We start from the raw sequence: 22930 nt of genomic DNA, 5'->3' as shown, positions 1-22930 counted from the left end.
TCTATCCAAAAGTATGGAAGAGCAGGATAAACTTAAAATTCTTAAAGAACTTCTTTTTACAGAAGAACACGAATTTGCCGATTCCATTGCTCAAAAAGTTGATGATTTAGCCAAAATTGTTCATCAAAAAAAAGAACTCTCCCATAAAGTTGATCCTATTATTGATGATAAACTAGAAGAATTTGTGCAGGAAATCCCTAAAACCCTGGGGCCAACTATTACAGAAACGTTACGAGAAGAAATTAAAAACTCTCAAGATGCCGTGGTAGAAGCTTTATTTCCTATTATCGGTAAAATGATCAAGAAATATATCGCTCATGAAATGAAATTATTGAGTGAAAACATCAGCAGAAAAACAAAAAAAGCATTTTCCTTTAGAAACTGGTTTAGAAGAACCAAAGCCAAGGTTCAGGGAGTTAGCGAAGGAGATCTTGCTATAACGGATTACGCAAAACCAAGGCTAATCCAAATGTTTGTTATCGAAAAAAACTCTGGTATACTAATTGCAGATTACAGCCCATTATCAGAAGGCACCATAGATAAAGAAATGGTTGCCGGAATGCTTACGGCAATAAAAAGTTTTGTTGAAGATGCTTTTGAAGGAGGAAATCAAAATTTAGAACTCATAGAATATGAATTGTATACTATACACATACAAAATTTTTATTCTTATTATGTAGCTGCGGTAATTTCTGGAGCATATACCATGATGTTTAAAGAAGTTCTGGAAGATCAGATTTTAGATTTTGCCAAAAATAATATTTCTAGCAAAGACTTAGAAAACAGTACCCTTTTTACTAAAAAATTAAAAAAACATTTTGCAGATGAAATTGTCTAAAAAAGTAGTCCTTTTAGGACACTTTGGTGTCGGAAAAACGTCTCTATTCAGACGTTTTATGGACAACGAATTTTCTGAAGAATACAAGGTAACCCTTGGAGTCCAAATAAAAAAGAAATTGATACAACTACCCGATGGTAGAGAATTATCTATGATCATCTGGGATACAGAAGGGCATTCTATTAGCATAGAAGACACCAGAAAATCATATCTTCTTGGTTCGCATGCCTTTATTTATGTCTTTGATCTTACCAGAGAAGAAACATATGCAACGCTTACCAAAGATCTAGAATACCTTAAAGAAAACTACATCAAAGTACCTGCTCGAGTATTAGGTAATAAGCTCGACCTGGTTAATGAAAAAGAAATCAGGCGTCAACTTACCGAAAAAAACATTCCTTTTGATGGTCTAACCAGTGCTAAAACAAATAAAAATGTCGAGAGTTTCTTTTTAGATTTGGCAGAAGAAATAACCAAGTGAGTATGACGAAACATCAAAACGACCATTCGCAATTTAATCCACAAGTACAAATCATTCATGTTACTTATGATAATATCATTACAGAAAGTGATCATACTTTTTTTAATTGGAAAAAAGGTACATTAATTTTTGATGCTCATCCCTTTTTTGAAATCCTGCGAGAATTTGAAAAAAACACCTCTTCTGGTAAAAAAGCATTAAACTTTCCGTGTATTCACCTAGAAGATGGTGAAATAGAAAAGATTTGCGACATCACATTTACTCTTGAAAAAGAAGAAATCATAATTATTCTTTTTGATTACACAGGAAAATATAAAGACCTGAATCAAATAGCGCAGCAAAAAAATGAATCCATTTTGTTAGCCAAAGAACTCGAACTTAAAAACAAATATCTTCTGGAAAAAGAAGAATTTAAGAATAGTTTTATTGCTAATATCAATCATGAGATAAGAACACCTCTCACAAGTATATTAGGGTTTGTAGAAGTCCTAGAGAAAACCAAACTAACCTTTGAGCAAGAAGAACTTGCTAGGATTATAAAAAGAGAAAGTCTGCATCTTAATGCCCTTATAGATGATATGATTGATCTGTCTAAAATAGAGTCTGGAAAACTAAAAATTGTTGAAGAACGTTTTGCTTTTCACCATTTAATAGATGGGTTTCGTGAATCCTATACTAAGGTAGCCGAAGAAAAACAAATTACTTTTGAGACCAATATAGATCCTAGTATTCAGGAATATCTTATCGGAGACAGAACCAGGATATATCAGATTTTAAATAATATCCTAACCAATGCTTTTAAATTTACTGAAGAAGGAAAAGTAATTTTTTCGGTAACCAAAAATTATCAGCGTACCAATAAACTAAGTCTTAATTTTAAAATTGAAGATACCGGAATAGGGATTATGGAAGAAAACATCCCTTATCTTTTTGAGCGATTTACTCGTTTTGATCTCGACAAACGAATTTCTGGGACTGGTCTTGGGCTAGCAATAGTAAAAAACCTGGTAGATCTTTTAAATGGAGAAATAAAAGTAACCAGTGAGCCAGAAAAAGGAACTACGTTTAATATAAAACTCCCATTTAAATTTGAGATTATAAAAACGACCCCGGCACGAAAGAAGAAAAAATATAAATTGCCAAAAAGTGCAACCAAATATAGAATTCTGGTCGTAGAAGATGAAGAAATAACACAATATTTAATTATGAAGGTATTGATCTCTCAAGGCAACTTTTTTGTCGACATTGCTATTAACGGCGAAGAGGCGATTAATTATATAGAGCGACGTAAATATGATTTGATTCTAATGGATCTTACCGTTTCTAAAATCGATGGATATCAGGCCACTCATATGATCAGAAACAATTATGGAGACAAATTTATTTCTGAAGTACCTATTATTGGTTTTTCTGGAAAAGCCAATGATGCAGCCAGGGATAAATGTATACGATCTGGGATGGATGACTTTATAGCCAAACCCTTCGAGCAAGAAGAATTGATTTATAAAATCACAAAACAAATAGCAAAAAAGGCAGCCGATTAAGCTGCCTTTTTTTATGATTTAAAAATAGATCTTTATTATCTATTCATATTTTTAATCTCTTCTTCAAAAGTATCACTATCTACTCCCTGATCAACCAAACCTAAAGCTTTATCAACAATGTATTTTGCATTTTCTGGATTAAATCCTAGTCCGATACTTAGTTTCTCTAATAAAACTACCTGGCCTTCACCCTTTACATGATCTGCATATACCATTCTAGCTAAATCATATAATCGCTCAAGTCTTCGCTCATAGCTTGTAGGAGGATTAATTGGGTGCGTACTATAATCTTTTAAAATTTCTTTGTAATCATTATCAGAAATATCCAGTCTTCTGGCTAATCTATCTAAAAAAGCCTTCTCTTCGTCGGTAATCACTCCATCACTCATCGCTATTTTTACAATTGCTGCAAAATGGTCCTGGTTTCTTTTCTGAAATCCGCTATCAAATAAATCAGATATTGACATTGTATACTTTTGTTTAATTTGCCGCAAATATAACTAAACTATATACCTTTTAAAATTAATAATTGTCATTTTTTAGTTTAAAATAATTTCTTATGCTAGACTCTATTCTATGAATAGAAAAATGGTACAAAAAAGTCTTCGAGAGTTTGATAAAAAAAACAATCACTACCCTTGCCTATCTCACAACAGATACTAAACATTCTAAAAAACACATATTTGGGTAAAACATTCTTGTAGCGATTTTAAATTTAGTTGTATCGAGATTATTGGGAATTCTTTAATAAAAAATCTTGTATCCAATCGTATTGTTGATCCATTCTTAAAACAGCAACATCTTCAACCTCTTGTTATTCTTTACTTTACAGCGTTTTTAATTTTTTGGCACGGCAATTGTTTATACTATATCCAAAGATGTATTACTAATTTAAAAATGATAAAAACATGAAAACATTATACATTAAATTCGGATTAAATTTTAAACCATTTATTAATTTTATAAAACAACTACCTGCGTCTTCTAGTTATGCGATACACCGATAGGCCATGAGAAGATATAGGATCGTACCACTCTTATCGGGACTGGTATATAAAATGTAAAAAAGCGAGGTAATTTTGATCTCGCTTTTTGTTTTTGTTTATATTATTTAAAGTTTTAGCACGAAAAACCTATTTTAACAACAACGTTTCTATTTTTTTCAATCGATCCTCTAACGCTTTATTTACTTTTTGCTGTTCTTTTAATTGTTTTTCCTGCGCAATGGTATACAATGTAAGTTCTTCGATTTTCTCAAGAAGCTTCATATTCATAACTCCTAGCTCTACACCATTTTTCTCCATTTCGGTTGCAGAAGGAACATTAGGCAAATGTCCTTTTTCTTTAATATGTTGTTGTACTTCTTCTATTGTTAACAGATCATATGCTTTGGTAAATACATAGTCTGGTGCGGGAACACTAAGATCAATTTTTACTTCCTCTGCATGAATTTTTCCTTTTACTGTGAGTTTGGAGTCTGGGGATGTAGTTCCAATACCTACATTGCCATTGGTTTTAATCATTATTTTCTCCTTTCCTTTGGTCATAATACCAAAATCATGATCTGACACTGTACCTACTCTAGCATTACCACCAGTATGTGACCATAATGACGTTTGAACACCGGTTGTTCGCTCTTCAATTAGTATTCTCGAATGAATATTATCATCAATATTTATTGTTTGTCCCCAATTAGCTGGGTTAGAAAATACTTCATCTCCCACATAAAGATGACCATTTCTAATATCTACTTTGGCTGTTGGGTCGCTGGTTCCAATACCTACATTACCACTATTCTTTATTGTTATTCCTTTTCCCTTATTTTTCAGATTTAAATCATAACCATCTCTGTTTGTAAAAAAACCTAAAAGTTTTGTATTAGTGCTCCCTTCTCCTAACCACCATACTTCATTTCCACTTTTATCATATCCACCTAGCCATCCCCGAAAACCATTTGTCGTATTTTCATGGGAAGTATCCTGAAGTTTGATTACCGCACCATCACCTGCTATATGTAATTTAGAACCTGGACTAGTAGTTCCTACCCCTACATTTCCATTTGTAGGAAAGGTATTGGTTTGCGCAATACCAAGTGTTGATATAAGTACCGAAACGGTCCCGAATAAAAAGTTTTTCATATTTGTTATTTTTTAATTAAAAGTGCTAGTTTATTTTCTAAGGTTTTAAGTCTGGTTTCTTGTTCGTTAAGTTTATTTTCCTGCGCTATGGTATACAAGGTGAGTTCTTCGATTTTCTCTAGAAGCTTCATATTCATAACTCCCAACGCTACACCATTTTTCTCCATTTCGCTTGCAGAAGGGATATTAGGTAAATGTCCTTTTTCCTTAATATGCTGCTGTATTTCTTCTATGGTTAACAGATCATAGTCTTTGGTAAATACATAATCTGGCGCAGGAACGCTAAGATCAATTTTTACTTCCTCTGCATGAATTTTTCCTTTTACTGTGAGTTTAGAGTCTGGATTAATTGTTCCAATTCCTATATTTCCATTTGTTTTAACAGTCATTTTTGTAGAATTACTTCCAGCTCTAATACTTAAATCGTGATTAGACATGGTCGAAATAATCCCTCCATTAATATCTGCTCCAATTAAGAATTCGTATCCATTGTCTGTTCTTAGGTTTAGATATGAACTTTCGGCACTCAATATACTTAAGTTTCGATCTGGATTAGTGGTTCCAATACCTACATTACCATTTCCATTTATTCCTAATGCAACCTCTCCATATGTACCATCTGCCTTTCTTGTTAAAAAAGCAAACCTGGAATCAGGTGCTCCTAAATTTTCAAAATAAAAAGTATTATCGAGTTTCTTATGATATAAATTAGTTCCAATATCATAAGAATCTCCCATACCTAATTTAATTCCAGCAACAGAATTCGAAGCTGTACTATTATTATACACACCTAACCATACAGGCCCATTAACATCATTATAAATTTGCAATTTTGATGTTGGACTAATAGTTCCTACTCCCACATTACCGCTCGAAGGAAAGGTATTGGTTTGCGCAATACCAAGTGTTGATATAAGCACCAAAATGGTGCCGAATAAAAAGTTTTTCATATTCATTGTTTTTATAAAATTGTCACTATTTCTTATCAAAAATTTATTTTCTTTGTACATTACGATAATAAAACCCTCCCATGCCAAGGCACAGGAGAATTTTAAGAATTGCAAAAAAATCAGCTAATAGCTGAAAAATAAAAGGGGTAACCCTACCCTACATAGTCCAAAATTTCATCCCGACTTAGTCCTACCCTGATCAGGATTTAAAATTGGATTTGTCATTATTGCAATTGTTTTATAGTGCAATAATAAAGCATGCCAGTTTCGTTTTTCGGGACTGGCAAAAAAAAAACGCTTTTTTTTAATATTTTTCCTTCTTACTTAAAAAAAAGGGCTCTAAACCCTTATTTTATTGATCATCCGAGCAGACTCAATTTTATACTTTTATGCTATTTTTTGATTAACGAAACTAAAATTTCATATAATTAGGATAGTTTTAACTTTGATCAATATCATCACATATTTCTAATATCTACCTTTACAAAAAGCAATACTCATTGCTTTTTTCTATTCAATAACAGACATAATACATGCAACATCAAAAACACCTCTTTGATCTATCAGACAATATCACTTATTTAAATGGAGCGTATATGGCTCCTCAATTAAAATCTGTAACCGAAGTTGGTCTTGCCACTGTTATCCAAAAAGCCAGACCTAATGAAATCATGCCTGAAGATTTTTTTACTCAAAGAGAGATCTTAAAACAACGTTTTGCTACTTTGGTCGATGCCCCCGATTATAGAAACATTGCTATTATCCCCTCGGTATCCTACGGTATTGCTAATGCTGCTAATAATATCCATATCAACCCTGGAGATGAGATTATAGTAGTTGATGAGCAATTTCCCAGTAATGTATATGTCTGGCAAGAGGTAGCAAGTAAACATGGTGCTTCTATAACGGTAATCAAACCTCCAAAAAGTTTTAAAGATCGAGGTGCACTATGGAATCAGAATATCCTGAACGCGATTACCCAAAAAACTGCTCTTGTAGCAATGTCTCATGTACACTGGGCAGATGGTACATTGTTTGACCTAAAAACAATACGGGCAAAGACTAAAGATGTAAATGCTTTTTTAATCATTGACGGGACTCAAAGTGTAGGAGCACTTCCTTTCTCTGTTTCAGAAATTAAACCCGATGCCATAATTTGTGCAGGATATAAATGGTTACTTGGTCCTTATTCTACTGGAGTAGCATATTATGGAGATGCTTTTAATGAAGGAACACCTATAGAGCATAACTGGATGAATCGTTATAACAGTGAGGATTTTACCAGATTAACCCAATATGAAGATCGCTATAAGGAAAAGGCTGCCAGATATTCGGTTGGAGAATCTAGTAATTTTGTATTAACCCCAATGTTGATTCGAGCTATAGAACAATTAATCGAATGGTCACCAGAAGCAATCCAGCAATATTGTAAAACGATCTCTACAACTGCCATACAACAGCTTAGAAACTTAGGTTGTTTTATCGAAGAAGATCATCATAGAGCACATCATCTTTTTGGTATTTATTTACCAGATCATATCGATTTAGAAAAATTAAAAACGAGACTAAAAGAAGAAAATATATTTATTTCTTTTCGTGGTAATGCCATTCGAGTTTCTTCTAATGTATACAATTCTGAAACAGATTTTAATCGATTACTAGCACAATTTGGTTAATGTAAGTTAAAACAGATTAAATACATTTTTTTGGCGTGCCCCTCGGGTCGGGCTATCTGCTATATCTTTTGTTTATAAAAAATCCCTGAACAGTTTTAAAAGAATAATTACCAGAACATAACAGCTTGGATTGCAAAATACAGCAGACAAAAGGATGCCGTTACTATCCCTCACGCAATACATTCTAACATAGAAATTTAAAATCCCTTTGCCAGAAATCGAATAGCTCTTATATTTGTTTCAAAATCTGCTACGTGAGTGCAACCTTAATCTCGCAAACCTTTTTACAGTCTCGGCAAATGCAGAAACTGGGAAAAGCTATTGCCCAGCCTGAAACAAAAATACATCTGCAAGGAGGTGTTGGATCATCATTATCATTTATTATTCAAAACAGCTTTACCCAAGCCGAAAAACCATTTCTCTGCATTTTTAATGACAAAGAAGAGGCTGCGTATTATCTCAATGATCTCGAACAACTACTTGGGGATAAAAATGTACTTTTTTACCCTGGGAGTTATCGTAGACCCTACCAAATTGAAGAAACCGATAATGCAAATGTATTACTAAGAGCCGAAGTACTTAATCGCATCAATTCTAGGAAAAAACCAGCATTAATTATTACCTATCCCGATGCATTGTTCGAAAAAGTAGTAACTCGAAAAGAACTCGAAAAAAATACCTTAAAAATTAATATTAATGATACGCTTTCACTCGATTTTGTAAATGAAGTATTATTCGAATATCAGTTTCAAAGAGTAGATTTTGTTACCGAACCTGGAGAATTTTCGGTTCGTGGAGGAATTGTAGATGTGTTTTCTTTCAGTAATGATGAACCCTATAGAATCGAATTTTTTGGCGATGAAGTTGATAGTATTAGAACTTTTGATGTAGAAACTCAACTATCTACAGATCAAATTAAAAAAATCTCTATCATCCCAAATGTCGAGAACAAAGCATTGCAAGAAACCAGAGAGAGTTTCTTAAAATATATTACTTCAAAAACAGTAATTGTCACAAAAGACATTGACCTTCTTTCTGCCAGAATTGATAAAAATTTCGAAAAAGCCGAAGAGGCCTTCAAAACGCTTTCAAAGGATATCAAGCATGGTACCCCAACAGAGCTTTTTGCTACTTCAGAGCTTATCAAAAAGCAATTATTAGAGTTTACATTGATCGAAATTGGTAACCGTCCTATTACCAAAGCAGATTATGCCATAAAATTTGACACCAAACCTCAACCTTCTTTCAATAAACAATTTGATTTACTGATCAAAAATCTGAATGAGAATCATGAAACGGGTTATAAGAACTATATCTTCTGTGTAAGTGAACAACAGGCAAAGCGCTTTCATGATATTTTTGATGATGCAGACCTTGATGTAAAACAATACGAAACTATTGTTTTTTCTGCCTTTCAGGGGTTTATCGATCACGATCGTAAAATTGCCTGCTATACAGATCACCAGATATTCGAGCGCTACCATAAATTTAATCTCAAAAATGGATATGCCAAAAAACAGGCGATCACTCTAAAAGAACTTACCAATCTGGATGTAGGTGATTATGTAACTCATATCGATCATGGGATTGGTAAATTTGGCGGATTACAAAAGATAGATGTAGAAGGTAAAAAACAAGAAGCTATCAAACTAATTTATGGAGAAAGAGATGTGCTCTACTTAAGTATACATTCGCTTCATAAAATCTCGAAGTTTAATGGTAAAGATGGTAAGCCTCCGCAGATATATAAATTAGGTTCTAAAGCCTGGAAAACACTTAAGCAAAAGACCAAAGCTCGGGTAAAACATATAGCTTTCAATTTAATTCAGCTATATGCAAAGCGGAAACTGCAAAAAGGATTTCAGTATAACCCAGATAGTTATTTACAACATGAGTTAGAGGCTTCTTTTATATATGAAGATACTCCCGATCAAAGTACGGCTACAGAAGCAGTAAAAACCGATATGGAAAGTGAGCGCCCAATGGATCGGCTTATTTGCGGAGATGTTGGTTTTGGTAAAACTGAAGTCGCTATTCGGGCAGCATTTAAGGCCGTTGATAATGGAAAACAAGTAGCCGTTCTGGTACCCACCACTATTCTTGCATTTCAACATGCAAAAACCTTTAGAGAACGTCTTAAAGATTTCCCGGTAACAGTAGAATACATAAATCGTTTTCGCACAGCAAAACAAAAAAGAGAGACTCTCGAAGATCTAGCAGCAGGTAAAGTAGATATCATTATTGGGACTCACCAACTGGTTAACAAAAATGTTAAGTTTAAAGATCTCGGATTATTGGTTATTGATGAAGAACAAAAATTTGGAGTATCGGTAAAAGATAAGCTCAAGACCATAAAAGAAAATGTAGATACGCTAACTTTAACCGCTACACCAATCCCAAGAACATTACAATTTAGCCTTATGGCAGCACGGGATTTATCTACCATTACTACTCCGCCTCCCAATCGTTATCCCATTGAGACTAACGTAATACGATTTAGCGAAGAAACAATACGAGATGCTGTAAGTTATGAAATCCAACGTGGTGGTCAGGTGTTTTTTATTCATAACAGAATCGAAAATATTAAAGAAGTTGCGGGGATGGTACAACGCTTAGTTCCTGATGCCAAAGTAGGTGTTGGCCATGGGCAGATGGATGGAAAAAAACTAGAAAGTCTTATGCTTTCTTTTATGAACGGAGAGTTTGATGTATTGATTTCTACCACTATTGTAGAAAGCGGGTTAGATGTCCCAAATGCAAATACCATTTTTATCAATAATGCCAATAATTTTGGGCTTTCTGATCTACACCAAATGCGAGGACGTGTAGGCCGAAGTAATAAAAAAGCGTTTTGTTATTTTATCACTCCTCCTTATTCTGCTATGACCGAAGATGCGCGTAAACGTATTACAGCACTAGAGCAATTCTCTGAACTGGGAAGTGGTTTTAATATTGCGATGAAAGATCTCGAAATTCGTGGAGCAGGGGATCTATTAGGAGGAGAACAGAGTGGATTTATTAATGAAATTGGTTTCGAAACGTACCAAAAAATCCTAAATGAAGCCATCGAAGAACTCAAAGAAAATGAGTTTGCAGAATTATATAAAGAAGAAGCCACAGACAGGGTATATTTAAAAGACACACAGATCGATACCGATTTCGAATTGTTATTCCCAGATGATTACATCAACAATATTACCGAACGTCTTAGTCTATACACCGAGCTTAATACGATCAAAAAAGAATCAGACTTGCAGGAGTATGAAAAACGATTGATAGATCGTTTTGGCGAATTACCGGATCAGGCAATAGATTTATTAAATTCGGTTCGAATCAAATGGATTGCCACATCTATTGGGTTAGAAAAAATTATTATGAAACAAGATAAATTGATTGGCTATTTCATTAGTGATCAACAATCTGGTTTTTATCAAAGTCCGGCATTTACATCTGTATTGCAATTTGTACAACAGAATCCCAGAGTTTGTAAGATGAAAGAAAAGAACACCAGAAACGGGTTACGCCTATTATTAACTTTTGAAAACATTACCACAGTAGATAAAGCATTGCATGTATTGCAACCGTTACAACCTAAGATTGATATTGAAGCGTAATAATAAGTAACATGAGTTCGATATGATTTTCTATCGAACTCATGTTACTTAAGAGTATCAATGGGTTTAGTAAAACTAATAATTATAGTTTTGAAGCTCCTTAATCATTTTTTCAAAATCTTCATTCTTTTTAAAAGACTTGTTGTAATCAGGATTTTTAAAAGTCAATGATTCTATAACCTTCATATTGCTATTTTCAGAAGAATTTTCATCTGTAAAAAAACCTCCATGAATATAACCTTTTGAAAAATTAGTCTCTTCATATTTTAAATTTTCTGCCTTAAAATGGGGGTAGAGTTCTAAAAACTCCTGAGGTAGTTTTGGTATTGTTTGATATGCAAGCTCATTACTTCGGAAACTCCAGGTATCATAACGAAATTTTTTCTCTACAAAATCGCTAATTTGATATGACCATGTTGATCGTTTAGTACTATATTTTTGACTCGCTGTAAACTCAAAAGCATTTTTAGAACTACTGATTAGTTTGAAATCTGTACTATACGGTGGAATAGTTACTGCTTCAAGTGTAGGAGACTCTCTTGTATAATTATAACTATAGTTTTCTGCAGTATTCGATGTATAAATACTTATATTAAAATCATAAAAATTATCAAAGACACCAAAATTAGCTACTGCCTCGCTTTCAATTTTGGTGAATAAAGTCGTTTCAAATTTTTCTTCTGGTGTAAGATTAGCTCTTAAATCTTTAAAATAAGCATTACCGTCATTTGGTAAATTAATAGGAATATATGAATCGAATTCTTTTAATTCACTACCATCAACAATAACCTCCTGTTGGTCTTGCACATTATCAATAAGAATATATTTTGATTTTTCTAACTCAAAATGAACCGTAATTAAAAACTTATTATAGTTATTACGAAATGAGACATTATAATCCATCGAATTATTTGTTCCAGAACCAGAATAACTACCACCTCCATTATTTGACGATATTGAAACTTTATTATACCCTTCAATATTTTGAATTTTCAAAGAAAAACTTTTCAAGTCATTTGGGTTGGTAATAACACCACCACTAGTATCAGAACCTTCAAAATTCCAAGTTGTTCCTTTCTTAATATTAAAAAACGAACTCAAAAAATTAACCTGTGAAGATTTTCTGTTTCTGTACATAAATCTAGAAACTGTAAAAGATTCTTTTTCCTCCCCTTTTTTTGCTTTAAAAACGTATTCTTTATTATTTTCTATTTGGGTATGAGCCAAAATATTTCCCTCGTTATCATTAAGAATAAGGTAACCCGAATTCACTACTTCACCTATATAAAATTCATTTACCTTTAAAGTAAAGTAAGTGATACTATCATTTACAGGATCGGTTTCGTTATTTGTATCTGAATTAATTACGGGCTCATCATCTTTTGAACAACTAACAATAATGGCGAGTAACGCTAAAAATAATAATTTCTTCATAATATGTTTTCTATGATATAAATACCTTCGAAATATATATGTCTTAACCGAAATAAATGTTACTCCTTTTTTATAGAAATCTAAAATTTCTGCACTGATTTCACATTTTTTTCTAATCCAGAAAAACCATCCGTCGATAAAAAATAACACTTTAACGATAGTTTTAATGTGTTTTACCGACAAACACCCTTTAACGAGGTATATATTTTTTAATTTTATCATAATAATAAACCAACATTGATTATGAGTACAAGAGAAGAATTTAGTTTTTTAAAAGATTCCTGGAAACAACTACAAAAGATAAATAATCGAGTTAGTCAATTGATAGATGGTTTTAATACTAATAAACTATATGCGATAAATTATTCAAACCTAAAGAAGAGGTTTACAGAAGAAATAGAAAACTATAAAAACAATCCAGAATTAATCGATATAGAAGAGTTTTCTATGAATTATTCTTTTGGGTATCATTGCTATAATAATATTGATGATGTATACAGTAAAGAAGCAATGTACATTGAAGTTAAAAGTTACCTAAGGGCGCTAAAAATAACAGCATAATATTCTCTTAAACGTTCTTAATTTGTATTTAAAATCAATCAATAATTTGCATAACTACCAATCCCTTATTATCATCACCAATAATCAATACCCTTAAATTCACTTTCCCAAAAACATACAAGAATTACTATTAGCATAACTGCAGCTATCTCTAACCTTAAAAATGTTTAAAAACACAAGTATGTTATCCATAAAAAGTAATTTCTAAAAAAAATCATAATACATTCAATAGAATAATTCCTATATTTCGGATTCTAGAGATTCTTTTACAAATCCTTGAGAAGTATTGCTATATCTGGATTGTCGGGTGAATGTCGGGTGAAATACAAACTAAAAAATTTGAGAACCTATTTCTGAGAACTAATATTGCTGAACAAAATGAAAATTAATCAAATCATGAAACAGCCAGAATTAGGTCAAAAAATTTCTGAACTCAGAAAATCTAAAGGACTTACCCAAGAAGAACTGGTAGAACAATGTAATATTAGTGTTCGTACAATCCAGCGTATTGAAGCTGGAGACGTAACTCCAAGAAGTTATACTATAAAAACTATTTTATCAGCACTGGATTATGACCTCGAAAGAATACAAACAGAAGAATCTCGAGTAGCTAAAGAGTTTAAAAAATTATTTCTTCTCGATATAGATGATAGCAAAGAAGTTGGTTTTCTAATCAAACAACTTTCTATCGCATGGATCAGTGGGATTGTATATTTTATTCTTGGATTTGCAGAAATTGTTGTAGACTATTACAGATACACCGAAGATCTAATGGTTACAAATAACTTTGTCTATATTGTACTAAAAATAGGCATGCTGGCTTCGGTTATTCTATTTACAAGAGGATTCATCCTCACGGGAAAAATTTTTAAAAATTACCTATTACGAATTACTGCATTCATTTTTATTTTTATTGGAGTATTATTTTATATCTATGATATTCTATCACTATACATTGTTGATTTTGATTATCAGTTCGTTCTGGGAGCCGAAGCAGTAACTTATGGTGTTATTGGAATATTATTTGGGATATCGATATTACGTCTGCAAAATGGCCTAGGAACACTTGCCACTGTGACGGGCATTTTTGAAATCATTACCTATGGTTTTATGGTTACCATTATTTTATCTCTTATTGGATTGGTTTTACTTACTCCTACAATAATTCTAGAAATCATCCTACTTTATAAAGTTTCTCAAATGCTAAAAGCAAAGCAAAAAGAAATCGCACCTGATTAATTCTTAAAAATCATTTCTGGAATATCCAACCAATAGCATTGAGCCATTTACGCAATGACAGGAATTCCTTTGTTTAATTTTAAATCAATATTTAGCATGAAAAAAATATGTACTCTCCTTATTTTGGTTATAGTTCTTCCATTACTTTTTTACCTGTTAGAACCAATCTTTATATATAATTTGGGCTGGTCTGTTTTTCCTAAAAACACCAAATTACAACCAGTAGTACAACATCGAGATTCGATTTCAAAAAAAGCAGATAGCCTTCTCTTAGATATATTTACTCGTATAGAAACACCTGCAATTTCTGTTGCCGTCGGTAAAAACGGTAAAATAGTTTGGGCCAATGCCATTGGTTATGAGGATATAGAAAAAAACAAAAAAGTGAGTTTAAAAACAAAATTTAGGATTGGTAGTACTTCAAAAGCAGTGACTTCAATTGGGTTAGGAGTTCTTCTTCAAAACAAAAAACTCAGTTTTGATTCTAAAGTCAAAGAATTTGTCCCGTATGCCAGTAAAACGCTTTCAGAAATAACCTTAAGACAACTTGCTTCTCATACTTCGGGAATACGTAATTACGGAATCTGTTCTTGTTTCCCCATTTGGGAACATTATAATAATGATGAATACACTTCTGTAGAAGAAAGCGTTGGCATATTTAATCATGACGACCTATTGTTTATGCCTGGTACAGATTTTAGTTATAGCACATATAACTATACATTACTCAGTGCAATGGTTGAAGGAGCAACAAAAAAGGATTTTCCGGATTTTATGAAAGCATCTGTATTTGATCCTTTGGGGATAAATATTGAAGCTGAAAAAGAAATGAATCCCTCAAAGTATCTTTCTAAATTCTATGATATTGAAAACAAAAAATACAAAGAAGTTTTTAAAGTTAATAACAGTAATAAATGGGCTGGTGGTGGATTCTTAGCATCGCCAACAGATCTGGTAACGCTAGGAAACGCTTTTCTAAACCATACATTATTTAGAAAAGAGACCATGCGTACTCTTATACAACCTACAGTTTTAAAAAACGGGCAAATCAATACACAAAATTATGCTATTGGATGGCGTAATGATAATTTAGAATCTGAGATAGAAGGATTATCAGGAACACAAATTATTCATCATGGGGGAACGGCACTAGGATCCACATCAGTATTAATTTTATTCCCAGAATACAATATTAGTATTTCCTTACTTATGAATCGAAGTGGCTCTTCATCTGATTTATTTAAACATGCCTATGATATAGTAAACCTTTTAATCCATAAACCTTAAATATTATGAAAAGTCTAATCTTATCAGCTTTATTACTCATCTTAAGCATCCTAAAAGCAATGGTGTAAGCATCTAATTACACTGCAGAAAAATTAGTAAAGGCGAGAATTCATTGATTCTCGCCTTTACTAATTTTAAATACTCGCTATTACTTAAAATTGAATTAATCTCACTGCTTTTTCTATCAAATTGCACCGCCAATTGGCCTGCAATAACAACCCGCACATACCAAACCAAAATCACAATCGTTACCAGAATGACAAACTGAGTTTATACCTCCCTTTCCGTTAACTGATCTTTGCTGATCTTTGTTTAGCATGTGTACACCTTTTTGATTTAAAATTGATTGTAACATAATGATATAGTTTTAAGATGAATAATTAATGATATTGATCAACCTGATATCAACCACATACCATATTTCTGAGTGGTTGTTTTTTTGACTGGTCCCGAATTTAAGATGTATCAATATTACGAATCGACCTTTTGTATACAATCAAACCTATTAACATCAATTTTGTAATATTTTAACCTGTTGTGCATTCAATTTGAGTGATTCGACTTTAGGAGAAGTATATCGAGCCGGATGACGAGGATTTTAGCTTAAAAAAGCTATTCTCGATACATTTTGTCTCCATTCCATTACGACAAAACACTCGAACTGACGCTTTTTTCGTAATAATCTTCCTAAATGCACAACAGGTTATTTTAATAAAATTTAATTTTCCTCACTCCTCCTGTTCCTCCAAATTCTGATATATAAATTGCTGTACGTAATGGATCAGAAGTAATCCCGTTAGGACCATTAAACGATGCTTCTTTAAGCAATCCATCGGTTTGAGCAGCATCTCCGGTACCTGCAAACTCCTCTACTGTACCATCCATAGAAATTTTAAATATTTTATTGACTCCAATACCGGTTGCAAAAATTGAATTTCTAACTACGGTTATATAACCAATTCCAAAACCATTAACCACAGCATCGGTAATAGTCGTAATAAGAGATACATTTCCTTCTGGATCTATTGATAAAACATCTGCGGTAGCAAAATTGCCAACAATTAAATTTCCTTTACGATCAAAATCGATCCCTACACCACCTGCTAATTTAGGATCTGATGCATATACGGTTACTTCTCCTTCTGTAGTGATTTTATGAACTGTTGGGGTTCCAAAATTTGATACATATAGATTATTATCATGATCCAAAGTTAGCCCCGATGGGAAACCACTAATAACCGCCAATATCGTTTGTGTTCCGTCTGGTGTAATTTTAAGAATATCTCCTGATCCACCACCACTACTGTTAACGACATATAGATTACCTTGTAGGTCAATTGCATTCCCTAATGGACCCGTTAAGTTCGATGCAAATTCTGTAACATCACCATTTTTGGATATTTTAAAAACCCTCGTTCCATTGCCATTTGCTCCTGCAAACTGACCAAACTCAGAGACATAAATATTGCCGTATTTATCTACACTAACAGCATCATTACCAAAAAAAGGAGAAACTACGGTTTCTACCTCGAGGTCTGGATCAAATCCATCTCCATAACAAGAAATTAGTGTGATTGATATCGAGGATAAAACAAAAAGCATTACTGCTTTTATACTAATGTGTTTAATACATGTTTTCATGTTGAATGATTTTTAAGTTTGCTCTAAAATATTTAGGCACTTCATAAAAATCGACGGTTTGGATCAATTCATACTTATTTTAAGCCGCCTTTAATCCTTTAATGTAATTTCTTGGTGTATCCTTAACCTCTAATTTAAAGGCCTTATTAAAAGTAGATTTCGAATTAAAACCAACTTCCATGGCAATGGCAAGTATCGTATGATGAAGATGTTCGTTATTATCTATCTTCGATAAAAATTCCTGTATCCTAAAGTGATTAATATAATCATAAAAGTTACTTTTTGATACATGATTAAGATACCATGAAATATTATGAGTAGAAGTATTTAATCGCAGAGAAAGGTCTCGAAGCGTTAAATCAGGTTTTAGAAAAATCTTTTCTTTTTCGATCAGGGTATTTAATTCTTTTCCTATTAAAATAATCTGATCTTGTGGTAAACGTTGCTGTGATTTTGTTTTTTCTTTTTGAAATGATATTCTAAACAGTTCTGGCTCTTTAAGGCTATAATATCCGATTACAAATATGAATATTGAGATTGTACCCCAAACCGAATTATAATTAATAAATTTTATAGAATAATTAAAAAAGTTCATCGAGATAAAACTGATCATCCAAACCGTAATGACAATAAAGATTGAGATTTGAAAAAATTTCAAAAACGACACCAAACTTTGAGTATAAGAAACATGGTTTTTCTCTTTATGAATATATGTCTTTAAAATTTTCACATTAAGAATCCAATAGTATATATTAGAAACAATTCCTGCTCCTTCAATAATTAAAAAAGGTGTTTTAAAGAATCCTGCCGATAAATTATCCAAAAACTCATCTCCGTTAAAAGAAAAAATGTAAAACGAAAATAAAAGATGAAAGCTTACAGGTATATAATGAGACCGAGAAAGTCTAAATGTGTCATTTTTAGAAAATATTAATCGTCTACTATATATATAACATAGTGGTCCAAATAAGAAAATCACCGAATCAATAAGAATTGCCCATTGAAATAATCTTGCAGTCAAAAATTTAAAAAAAATCATTCTGCCCAAAAGCATAAAAACAGAAAGCATTAGCATAATCGAAAGGATTTTGTTTGCTGCTTTGTTTTTGTTTTTAATAATCTGAAGAGTAACCGCTAAAAAAACACCTTGGCTTATCCCAAAAAAAAGTATAAGATCGATGAATTCGAAAGATTGCATTAACAAATAATTACTGGTTACCACAAAACTACCATATTATCTTATACTTTTCGACCGAATGGATCATATCGCACTTTTAAAAAGGAAAGTATAACATGATGATTTCCATTTAAAAGGTATTCATCATTAATATATCAAGATAACACTACATTGTATTTAGTTTCTTGATATAATTACTTGGCGTATCATTAACAATTGCTTTAAATGTTTTATTGAAAGTAGACTTAGAGTTAAATCCAGAATCTATTGATAGTGCAAGGAGCGTATGATGATGATGCTCACCATTCTGGATTTTTTCTATAAACGATTTTATCCTATATTGATTTACATAATCATAAAAACTACTGTTATGAATATTATTAAGAAGCCATGACACATTATTTGTTGATGTATTTAATTGATTCGCCAGATCAACCAGAGTAAGCTTATGATTCAGATAAATTTTCTCATTAATCATAAGTTTTTCCAGCCTAGTTTCTAAGTCTTTAACCATTTCATCATCAAGCCGTTCTTTTCTTTTAATCTGTTTTTTTATGTATAAAGGTATTCTAAAAATATCGGGTTGTTTTAAGCTATAAAAACCTATGATATAAACAAAAACAGAAACTGCTATCCATATGGCATTGTAGCTTAAAAATGAGGAATACATATTAAATCCATACGCCAACACAAAGCTTATTATCCACAACAATAAAAACAAACTCCCAATAATCAAAATTGCACTAAGATATCCTACCAGATGTTGAGAATATGATAAATTGTTTTTTTCTTCTTTTTGGTATATTCTTAATAATTGAAAACACCGACGTCCAAAATATAGATTGAAAAGAATTCCAACAGCTTCTATAATTAAAAAAGATAGGGTAAGACTTCCATTTTGAACCATTAAAACAAATCCATCATAAGAAAATTGATATGTCCAAAAATGATATACTAACATTCCCGCTGCAGGAATAAAATACGCATAGTGTAATGTGTATTTTGATTTTTCATTAAATATTAACCTTCGATAATAAAGGTATAATAAAGGACCAAATACAAATACCAATATGTCTACGAAGAGAGCAAGTCTAAAGAAAATTTCGTTATTAGTTTCAATAGTAAAGAAAAATCGACCTGTTAACATTATCGAAGCTATGATCAACATTAAAGATAATGTTCTATTTGCAAGTCTATTCTTATTCTGAATGATCTGAATAGTCACTGCTAAAAATACCCCCTGACTTATTCCTAAAAAAAGGACCATATCAATAAATTCGAAAGGCTGCATAAAGAAGGTATTAAGTTTTATGTAAAACTATTCTAATCCCAAATATTTTTCGACCGATTGGGTACAATTGCACTATTAAAAATGATAAAAGGCATCTTCTAAGTGTTCTATTCTGGTGCCTAATTTATTTTCTATAATAGCAATGATGTCAAAACGTACTTCTACATCCAAGTCATTATCTGTTATATAATGATCAATAGCCTTGACCAGAGATTGTATTTGTTTAGGTTTTACAAAATCCTGAGGGCTACCAAATTCGGGAGTACTTCGCGTTTTTACCTCTACTGCTACGACAATATTTTCTTTTCTGGCGATGATATCAACCTCATGTTTCAGATATCTATAATTTCGTTCTAGAATTTCATATCCTTTCTCGATAAGAAAATCAGTTGCCATCTTTTCTCCTTTTTTACCCAGAGCATTATGTTCTGCCATACCTACTATATATATTCTAATGTTACTTGATCCTTATCTACTTGTAAAAAAGCTTCTGCGCCCATAATCAAAGTTCTATTATCCTCAACATGTCCCATTGGAAAATTAAACACTACCGGAAAATCATACTCCTGTACAATATCGAGAATAATCCTTTTGGCTTTTTTGCCAAAGGAAACATTATTATCATGCATTTTGGTCATTCCTCCGACAATCAATCCAGATAAATTGTCGAAATACCCATTACGTTTAAGGTTTTGTAGCATACGATCGATATGATAAAGATACTCATCGAGATCCTCTATACATAAAATTTTGCCAGAAGTGTTTATAGATGACGCAGAACCACATAGAGAATATAAAATAGATAAATTACCTCCTATTAACCAACCTCTACAGTTTCCTACAATATTTTTTTTAGAAGAAGAAATGTTATACTTAACTTTTTTACCAAAAACAGTATCTTTTAACGAGGCTATCGACGCCTCTGTTCCTTTATGAATATCTATTGGCATAGGCGCATGCAACGAGCATATACCTAGTTTATGTAGATGAGAGTGAAGCACAGTAACATCAGAATATCCTATAATCCATTTTGGGGATTTCAACATATCTGAAAAATCAATTTTATCGATGATTCTTACGGTTCCGTAGCCTCCTCTTGCACACCAAATCCCTTTAATTTCCTTATCATCTAACATCTTTTGAAAATCAGATGCTCGTTCCTGATCAGATCCCGCAAATTGATTTTCTTCTTTTCCAATCGTTGAACCAATCACGGGGACTAACCCCCATTTTTCTAATAGCGCTACTGCTTCTCTTATTTCCTTTAAATTAATCTTTCTTGCTGTAGAAACAATAGCAATTTTATCTCCTTTTTTAACAAAATCTGGTTCTAGTATTTTCACTCTTGAGTTTATTTTTTTAATAGTAGTGCAATAGATTTATCATGATAAAAAACATTCATCTTATAGACAGCAACGACTTCTTATAAGGTTCATTTTTTGTTTTTTTTCAATTTTGAGATACTAATTAACAAATACTTTCGTTATAATCTATTATATTGTAAGGAATTTTGTCCCCATTACTCTACTTTTAAACCCTATTGCCTATGATGTCGGATACTTCATGTAATCTTGCTTCCCTAGCAGAATATGTGCCTTCTCCAGGTAACCCCTGGAACGTAAGCAAAATAAATCATTTGTATCGTAGAATTGCTTTTGGAGCATCAAAAGCAGAGGTTCTGGCTGCTTTGGCTCAAAACAATCCTTCTGCATTGGTTGATCAGCTTATTGATGATGCTATTGCTCTAAATGCCACTCCCCCTCCAGCATGGGGTTTATGGAATAGAGATCAATTTGAAGCTGCCGAGACAGCTAACCCCAATAACGATATAGGGTTTTATCGAACCCAAGGAAAAAATCAAATGATAAATGATTTGATTCAAAACAAAGTAAGAGAACGTCTTACCTTATTTTGGAGTAATCATTTTGTCACCGAAGATGATACCTATCGTAGCCCCGCGTATCAATCTCAGTATTACAATCTTCTTCAAATACACGCTTTGGGGAATTTTAGAGATTTTGTATACGATATAGGTATATCGAATGCCATGTTGGTATATCTTAATGGTGATGAAAATATAAGAGATAGACCAAATGAAAATTATGCCCGAGAGTTGTATGAACTTTTTACTCTTGGTGTAGATAATGGATATACAGAAGACGATATTCAGGAAACGGCAAAAGCGTTAACAGGATACGTTAATACAAATGATATCACCTGGGGTGATATTCTGTTTGACCCGGGACAGTTTAGCAATGAGTCTAAAACTATTTTCGGTCAGACCGGAAACTGGACCTATGACGATGTTGTTAATATTTTATTTCAACAAAGAAGCAATCAAGTTGCAACTTTTATTTGCGCAAAACTGTACACCTATTTTGTAAGCCCTACCTGTAATGATGCTATTGTTGCCCAAATGGTACAAACTTTTATTACAAGTGGTTATCAGATAGCAGCTGTACTGCGCCAGTTATTTAAAAGTGAACATTTTTTTAATATAGAAGCTATAGGGGCAATTATCAAAAGCCCATGTGATTTAAACATAAGTTTTTTTAATGAATTAGGATTTGCACTACCTGCAGATGTAGATCATATCGATTTTTACCGAAATACAGTACGCACATTGGGACAAGACGTATTAAACCCAATAGATGTTGAAGGTTGGCAAGGTGATGATGACTGGATTAGCCCCGATTTATTGATCGGTCGCTGGGAAAGTATTCGATATATTGTAAGTCGCACATGGAGTCAAAATCAGGAACAATTTAGAGATTTTTTAGTAGGAATGCCAATCGGCGAACAAAGCGATGGAAATCTGTTAGTGTCCACCGCAGATGTAGATCTTGTGGTAAGAACTATTCTAAATTATTTCTTTCCAAGAGGGATTAATGATCTCATTACTTTTGCTGAAGCCTTAGGGGCTTTCAAAATTGATGGTATCCCAGACAATTACTATGAAGATGGTACGTGGACCTTAGGTTTTCCTCAAGTACCTCAGCAATTTGCTGCTTTACTAGATTACGTTGCAGAAATCCCAGAATTCCAACTTAAATAAAATC

General features: G+C 32.6%; 19 protein-coding genes. 9 read left to right on the top strand and 10 right to left on the bottom strand.

The features are described from left to right. The first annotated feature begins 13 nt into the window (after positions 1-13). From NNL09_RS09710 to NNL09_RS09700, 3 genes are read left to right on the top strand one after another with little or no spacing between them, the layout of a single operon-like run. On the top strand, positions 14-838 hold the full coding sequence (locus tag NNL09_RS09710; protein WP_025665779.1) for a hypothetical protein: 825 nt from the start codon (positions 14-16) through the stop codon (positions 836-838). Continuing rightward, positions 825-1319: a Rab family GTPase gene (locus NNL09_RS09705; protein WP_025665780.1), complete on the top strand. Its 495-nt coding sequence runs from the start codon at positions 825-827 to the stop codon at positions 1317-1319. Before NNL09_RS09710 ends, NNL09_RS09705 begins: the two co-directional genes overlap by 14 nt. A gap of 2 nt (positions 1320-1321) precedes the next feature. Continuing rightward, on the top strand, positions 1322-2863 hold the full coding sequence (locus tag NNL09_RS09700) for an ATP-binding protein (protein ID WP_196911586.1): 1542 nt from the start codon (positions 1322-1324) through the stop codon (positions 2861-2863). Positions 2864-2898: 35 nt separating this feature from the next. Here the strand turns inward: NNL09_RS09700 and NNL09_RS09695 are convergent, their stop codons facing one another. The 3 genes from NNL09_RS09695 to NNL09_RS09685 form a co-directional block, all read right to left on the bottom strand. Then, a complete protein-coding gene (locus tag NNL09_RS09695) occupies positions 2899-3330 on the bottom strand; it encodes a TerB family tellurite resistance protein (RefSeq protein ID WP_196911585.1) in 432 nt (143 codons plus the stop codon). A 666-nt stretch (positions 3331-3996) separates the two neighbouring features. Further along, positions 3997-5001 carry a tail fiber protein gene (locus NNL09_RS09690; RefSeq protein WP_196911584.1) on the bottom strand — a complete coding sequence of 335 codons (1005 nt, stop codon included), beginning with the start codon at positions 4999-5001 and terminating at the stop codon, positions 3997-3999. Positions 5002-5006: 5 nt separating this feature from the next. Beyond that, positions 5007-5951, bottom strand: a complete 945-nt coding sequence (locus tag NNL09_RS09685; RefSeq protein ID WP_196911583.1) for a tail fiber protein — start codon at positions 5949-5951, stop codon at positions 5007-5009. A gap of 533 nt (positions 5952-6484) precedes the next feature. Here NNL09_RS09685 and NNL09_RS09680 point away from each other — a divergent pair. After that, entirely contained in the window at positions 6485-7627 is a 1143-nt protein-coding gene (locus NNL09_RS09680) for an aminotransferase class V-fold PLP-dependent enzyme (RefSeq protein ID WP_196911582.1), read from the top strand. Positions 7628-7881: 254 nt separating this feature from the next. Beyond that, positions 7882-11241: a transcription-repair coupling factor gene (mfd, locus tag NNL09_RS09675; protein WP_196911581.1), complete on the top strand. Its 3360-nt coding sequence runs from the start codon at positions 7882-7884 to the stop codon at positions 11239-11241. A gap of 75 nt (positions 11242-11316) precedes the next feature. Here mfd and NNL09_RS09670 read toward each other — a convergent pair whose 3' ends face one another. After that, positions 11317-12675 carry a hypothetical protein gene (locus NNL09_RS09670; RefSeq protein WP_196911580.1) on the bottom strand — a complete coding sequence of 453 codons (1359 nt, stop codon included), beginning with the start codon at positions 12673-12675 and terminating at the stop codon, positions 11317-11319. Positions 12676-12918: 243 nt separating this feature from the next. Between NNL09_RS09670 and NNL09_RS09665 the strand changes: the two genes are divergently transcribed. The 3 genes from NNL09_RS09665 to NNL09_RS09655 all read left to right on the top strand — a co-directional run bounded on the left by NNL09_RS09665 (position 12919) and on the right by NNL09_RS09655 (position 15762). Then, positions 12919-13236 carry a hypothetical protein gene (locus NNL09_RS09665; RefSeq protein WP_025665787.1) on the top strand — a complete coding sequence of 106 codons (318 nt, stop codon included), beginning with the start codon at positions 12919-12921 and terminating at the stop codon, positions 13234-13236. A 378-nt stretch (positions 13237-13614) separates the two neighbouring features. After that, positions 13615-14475: a helix-turn-helix domain-containing protein gene (locus tag NNL09_RS09660; RefSeq protein WP_196911579.1), complete on the top strand. Its 861-nt coding sequence runs from the start codon at positions 13615-13617 to the stop codon at positions 14473-14475. 96 nt (positions 14476-14571) lie between these two features. Continuing rightward, the gene (locus NNL09_RS09655; RefSeq protein WP_196911578.1) at positions 14572-15762 is read left to right on the top strand and encodes a serine hydrolase; all 1191 of its coding nucleotides are present in this window, start codon (positions 14572-14574) and stop codon (positions 15760-15762) included. Between the two features lie 184 nt (positions 15763-15946). Here NNL09_RS09655 and NNL09_RS09650 read toward each other — a convergent pair whose 3' ends face one another. The 6 genes from NNL09_RS09650 to NNL09_RS09625 form a co-directional block, all read right to left on the bottom strand. Next, entirely contained in the window at positions 15947-16117 is a 171-nt protein-coding gene (locus NNL09_RS09650; protein ID WP_160170102.1) for a hypothetical protein, read from the bottom strand. A 353-nt stretch (positions 16118-16470) separates the two neighbouring features. Next, positions 16471-17403, bottom strand: a complete 933-nt coding sequence (locus NNL09_RS09645) for an SMP-30/gluconolactonase/LRE family protein (RefSeq protein WP_025665790.1) — start codon at positions 17401-17403, stop codon at positions 16471-16473. A 79-nt stretch (positions 17404-17482) separates the two neighbouring features. Continuing rightward, positions 17483-18601 (bottom strand): AraC family transcriptional regulator, encoded by a 1119-nt coding sequence (locus NNL09_RS09640; protein ID WP_196911577.1) that lies wholly within the window; start codon positions 18599-18601, stop codon positions 17483-17485. A 145-nt stretch (positions 18602-18746) separates the two neighbouring features. After that, a complete protein-coding gene (locus NNL09_RS09635; protein ID WP_196911576.1) occupies positions 18747-19871 on the bottom strand; it encodes an AraC family transcriptional regulator in 1125 nt (374 codons plus the stop codon). Positions 19872-19946: 75 nt separating this feature from the next. Further along, a complete protein-coding gene (locus tag NNL09_RS09630) occupies positions 19947-20306 on the bottom strand; it encodes a YraN family protein (RefSeq protein WP_025665795.1) in 360 nt (119 codons plus the stop codon). Between the two features lie 5 nt (positions 20307-20311). Continuing rightward, on the bottom strand, positions 20312-21208 hold the full coding sequence (locus NNL09_RS09625) for an LD-carboxypeptidase (protein ID WP_196911611.1): 897 nt from the start codon (positions 21206-21208) through the stop codon (positions 20312-20314). Between the two features lie 209 nt (positions 21209-21417). Between NNL09_RS09625 and NNL09_RS09620 the strand changes: the two genes are divergently transcribed. After that, entirely contained in the window at positions 21418-22926 is a 1509-nt protein-coding gene (locus NNL09_RS09620) for a DUF1800 family protein (protein WP_025665797.1), read from the top strand. Positions 22927-22930 lie beyond the last annotated feature (4 nt).

The organism is Aquimarina sp. EL_43 (genome assembly GCF_943422735.1).
Taxonomy (GTDB): Bacteria; Bacteroidota; Bacteroidia; order Flavobacteriales; family Flavobacteriaceae; genus Aquimarina; species Aquimarina megaterium.
The sequence above is the reverse complement of the archived record's forward strand: the minus strand, read 5'-3'. Positions and strand labels throughout refer to the sequence as shown.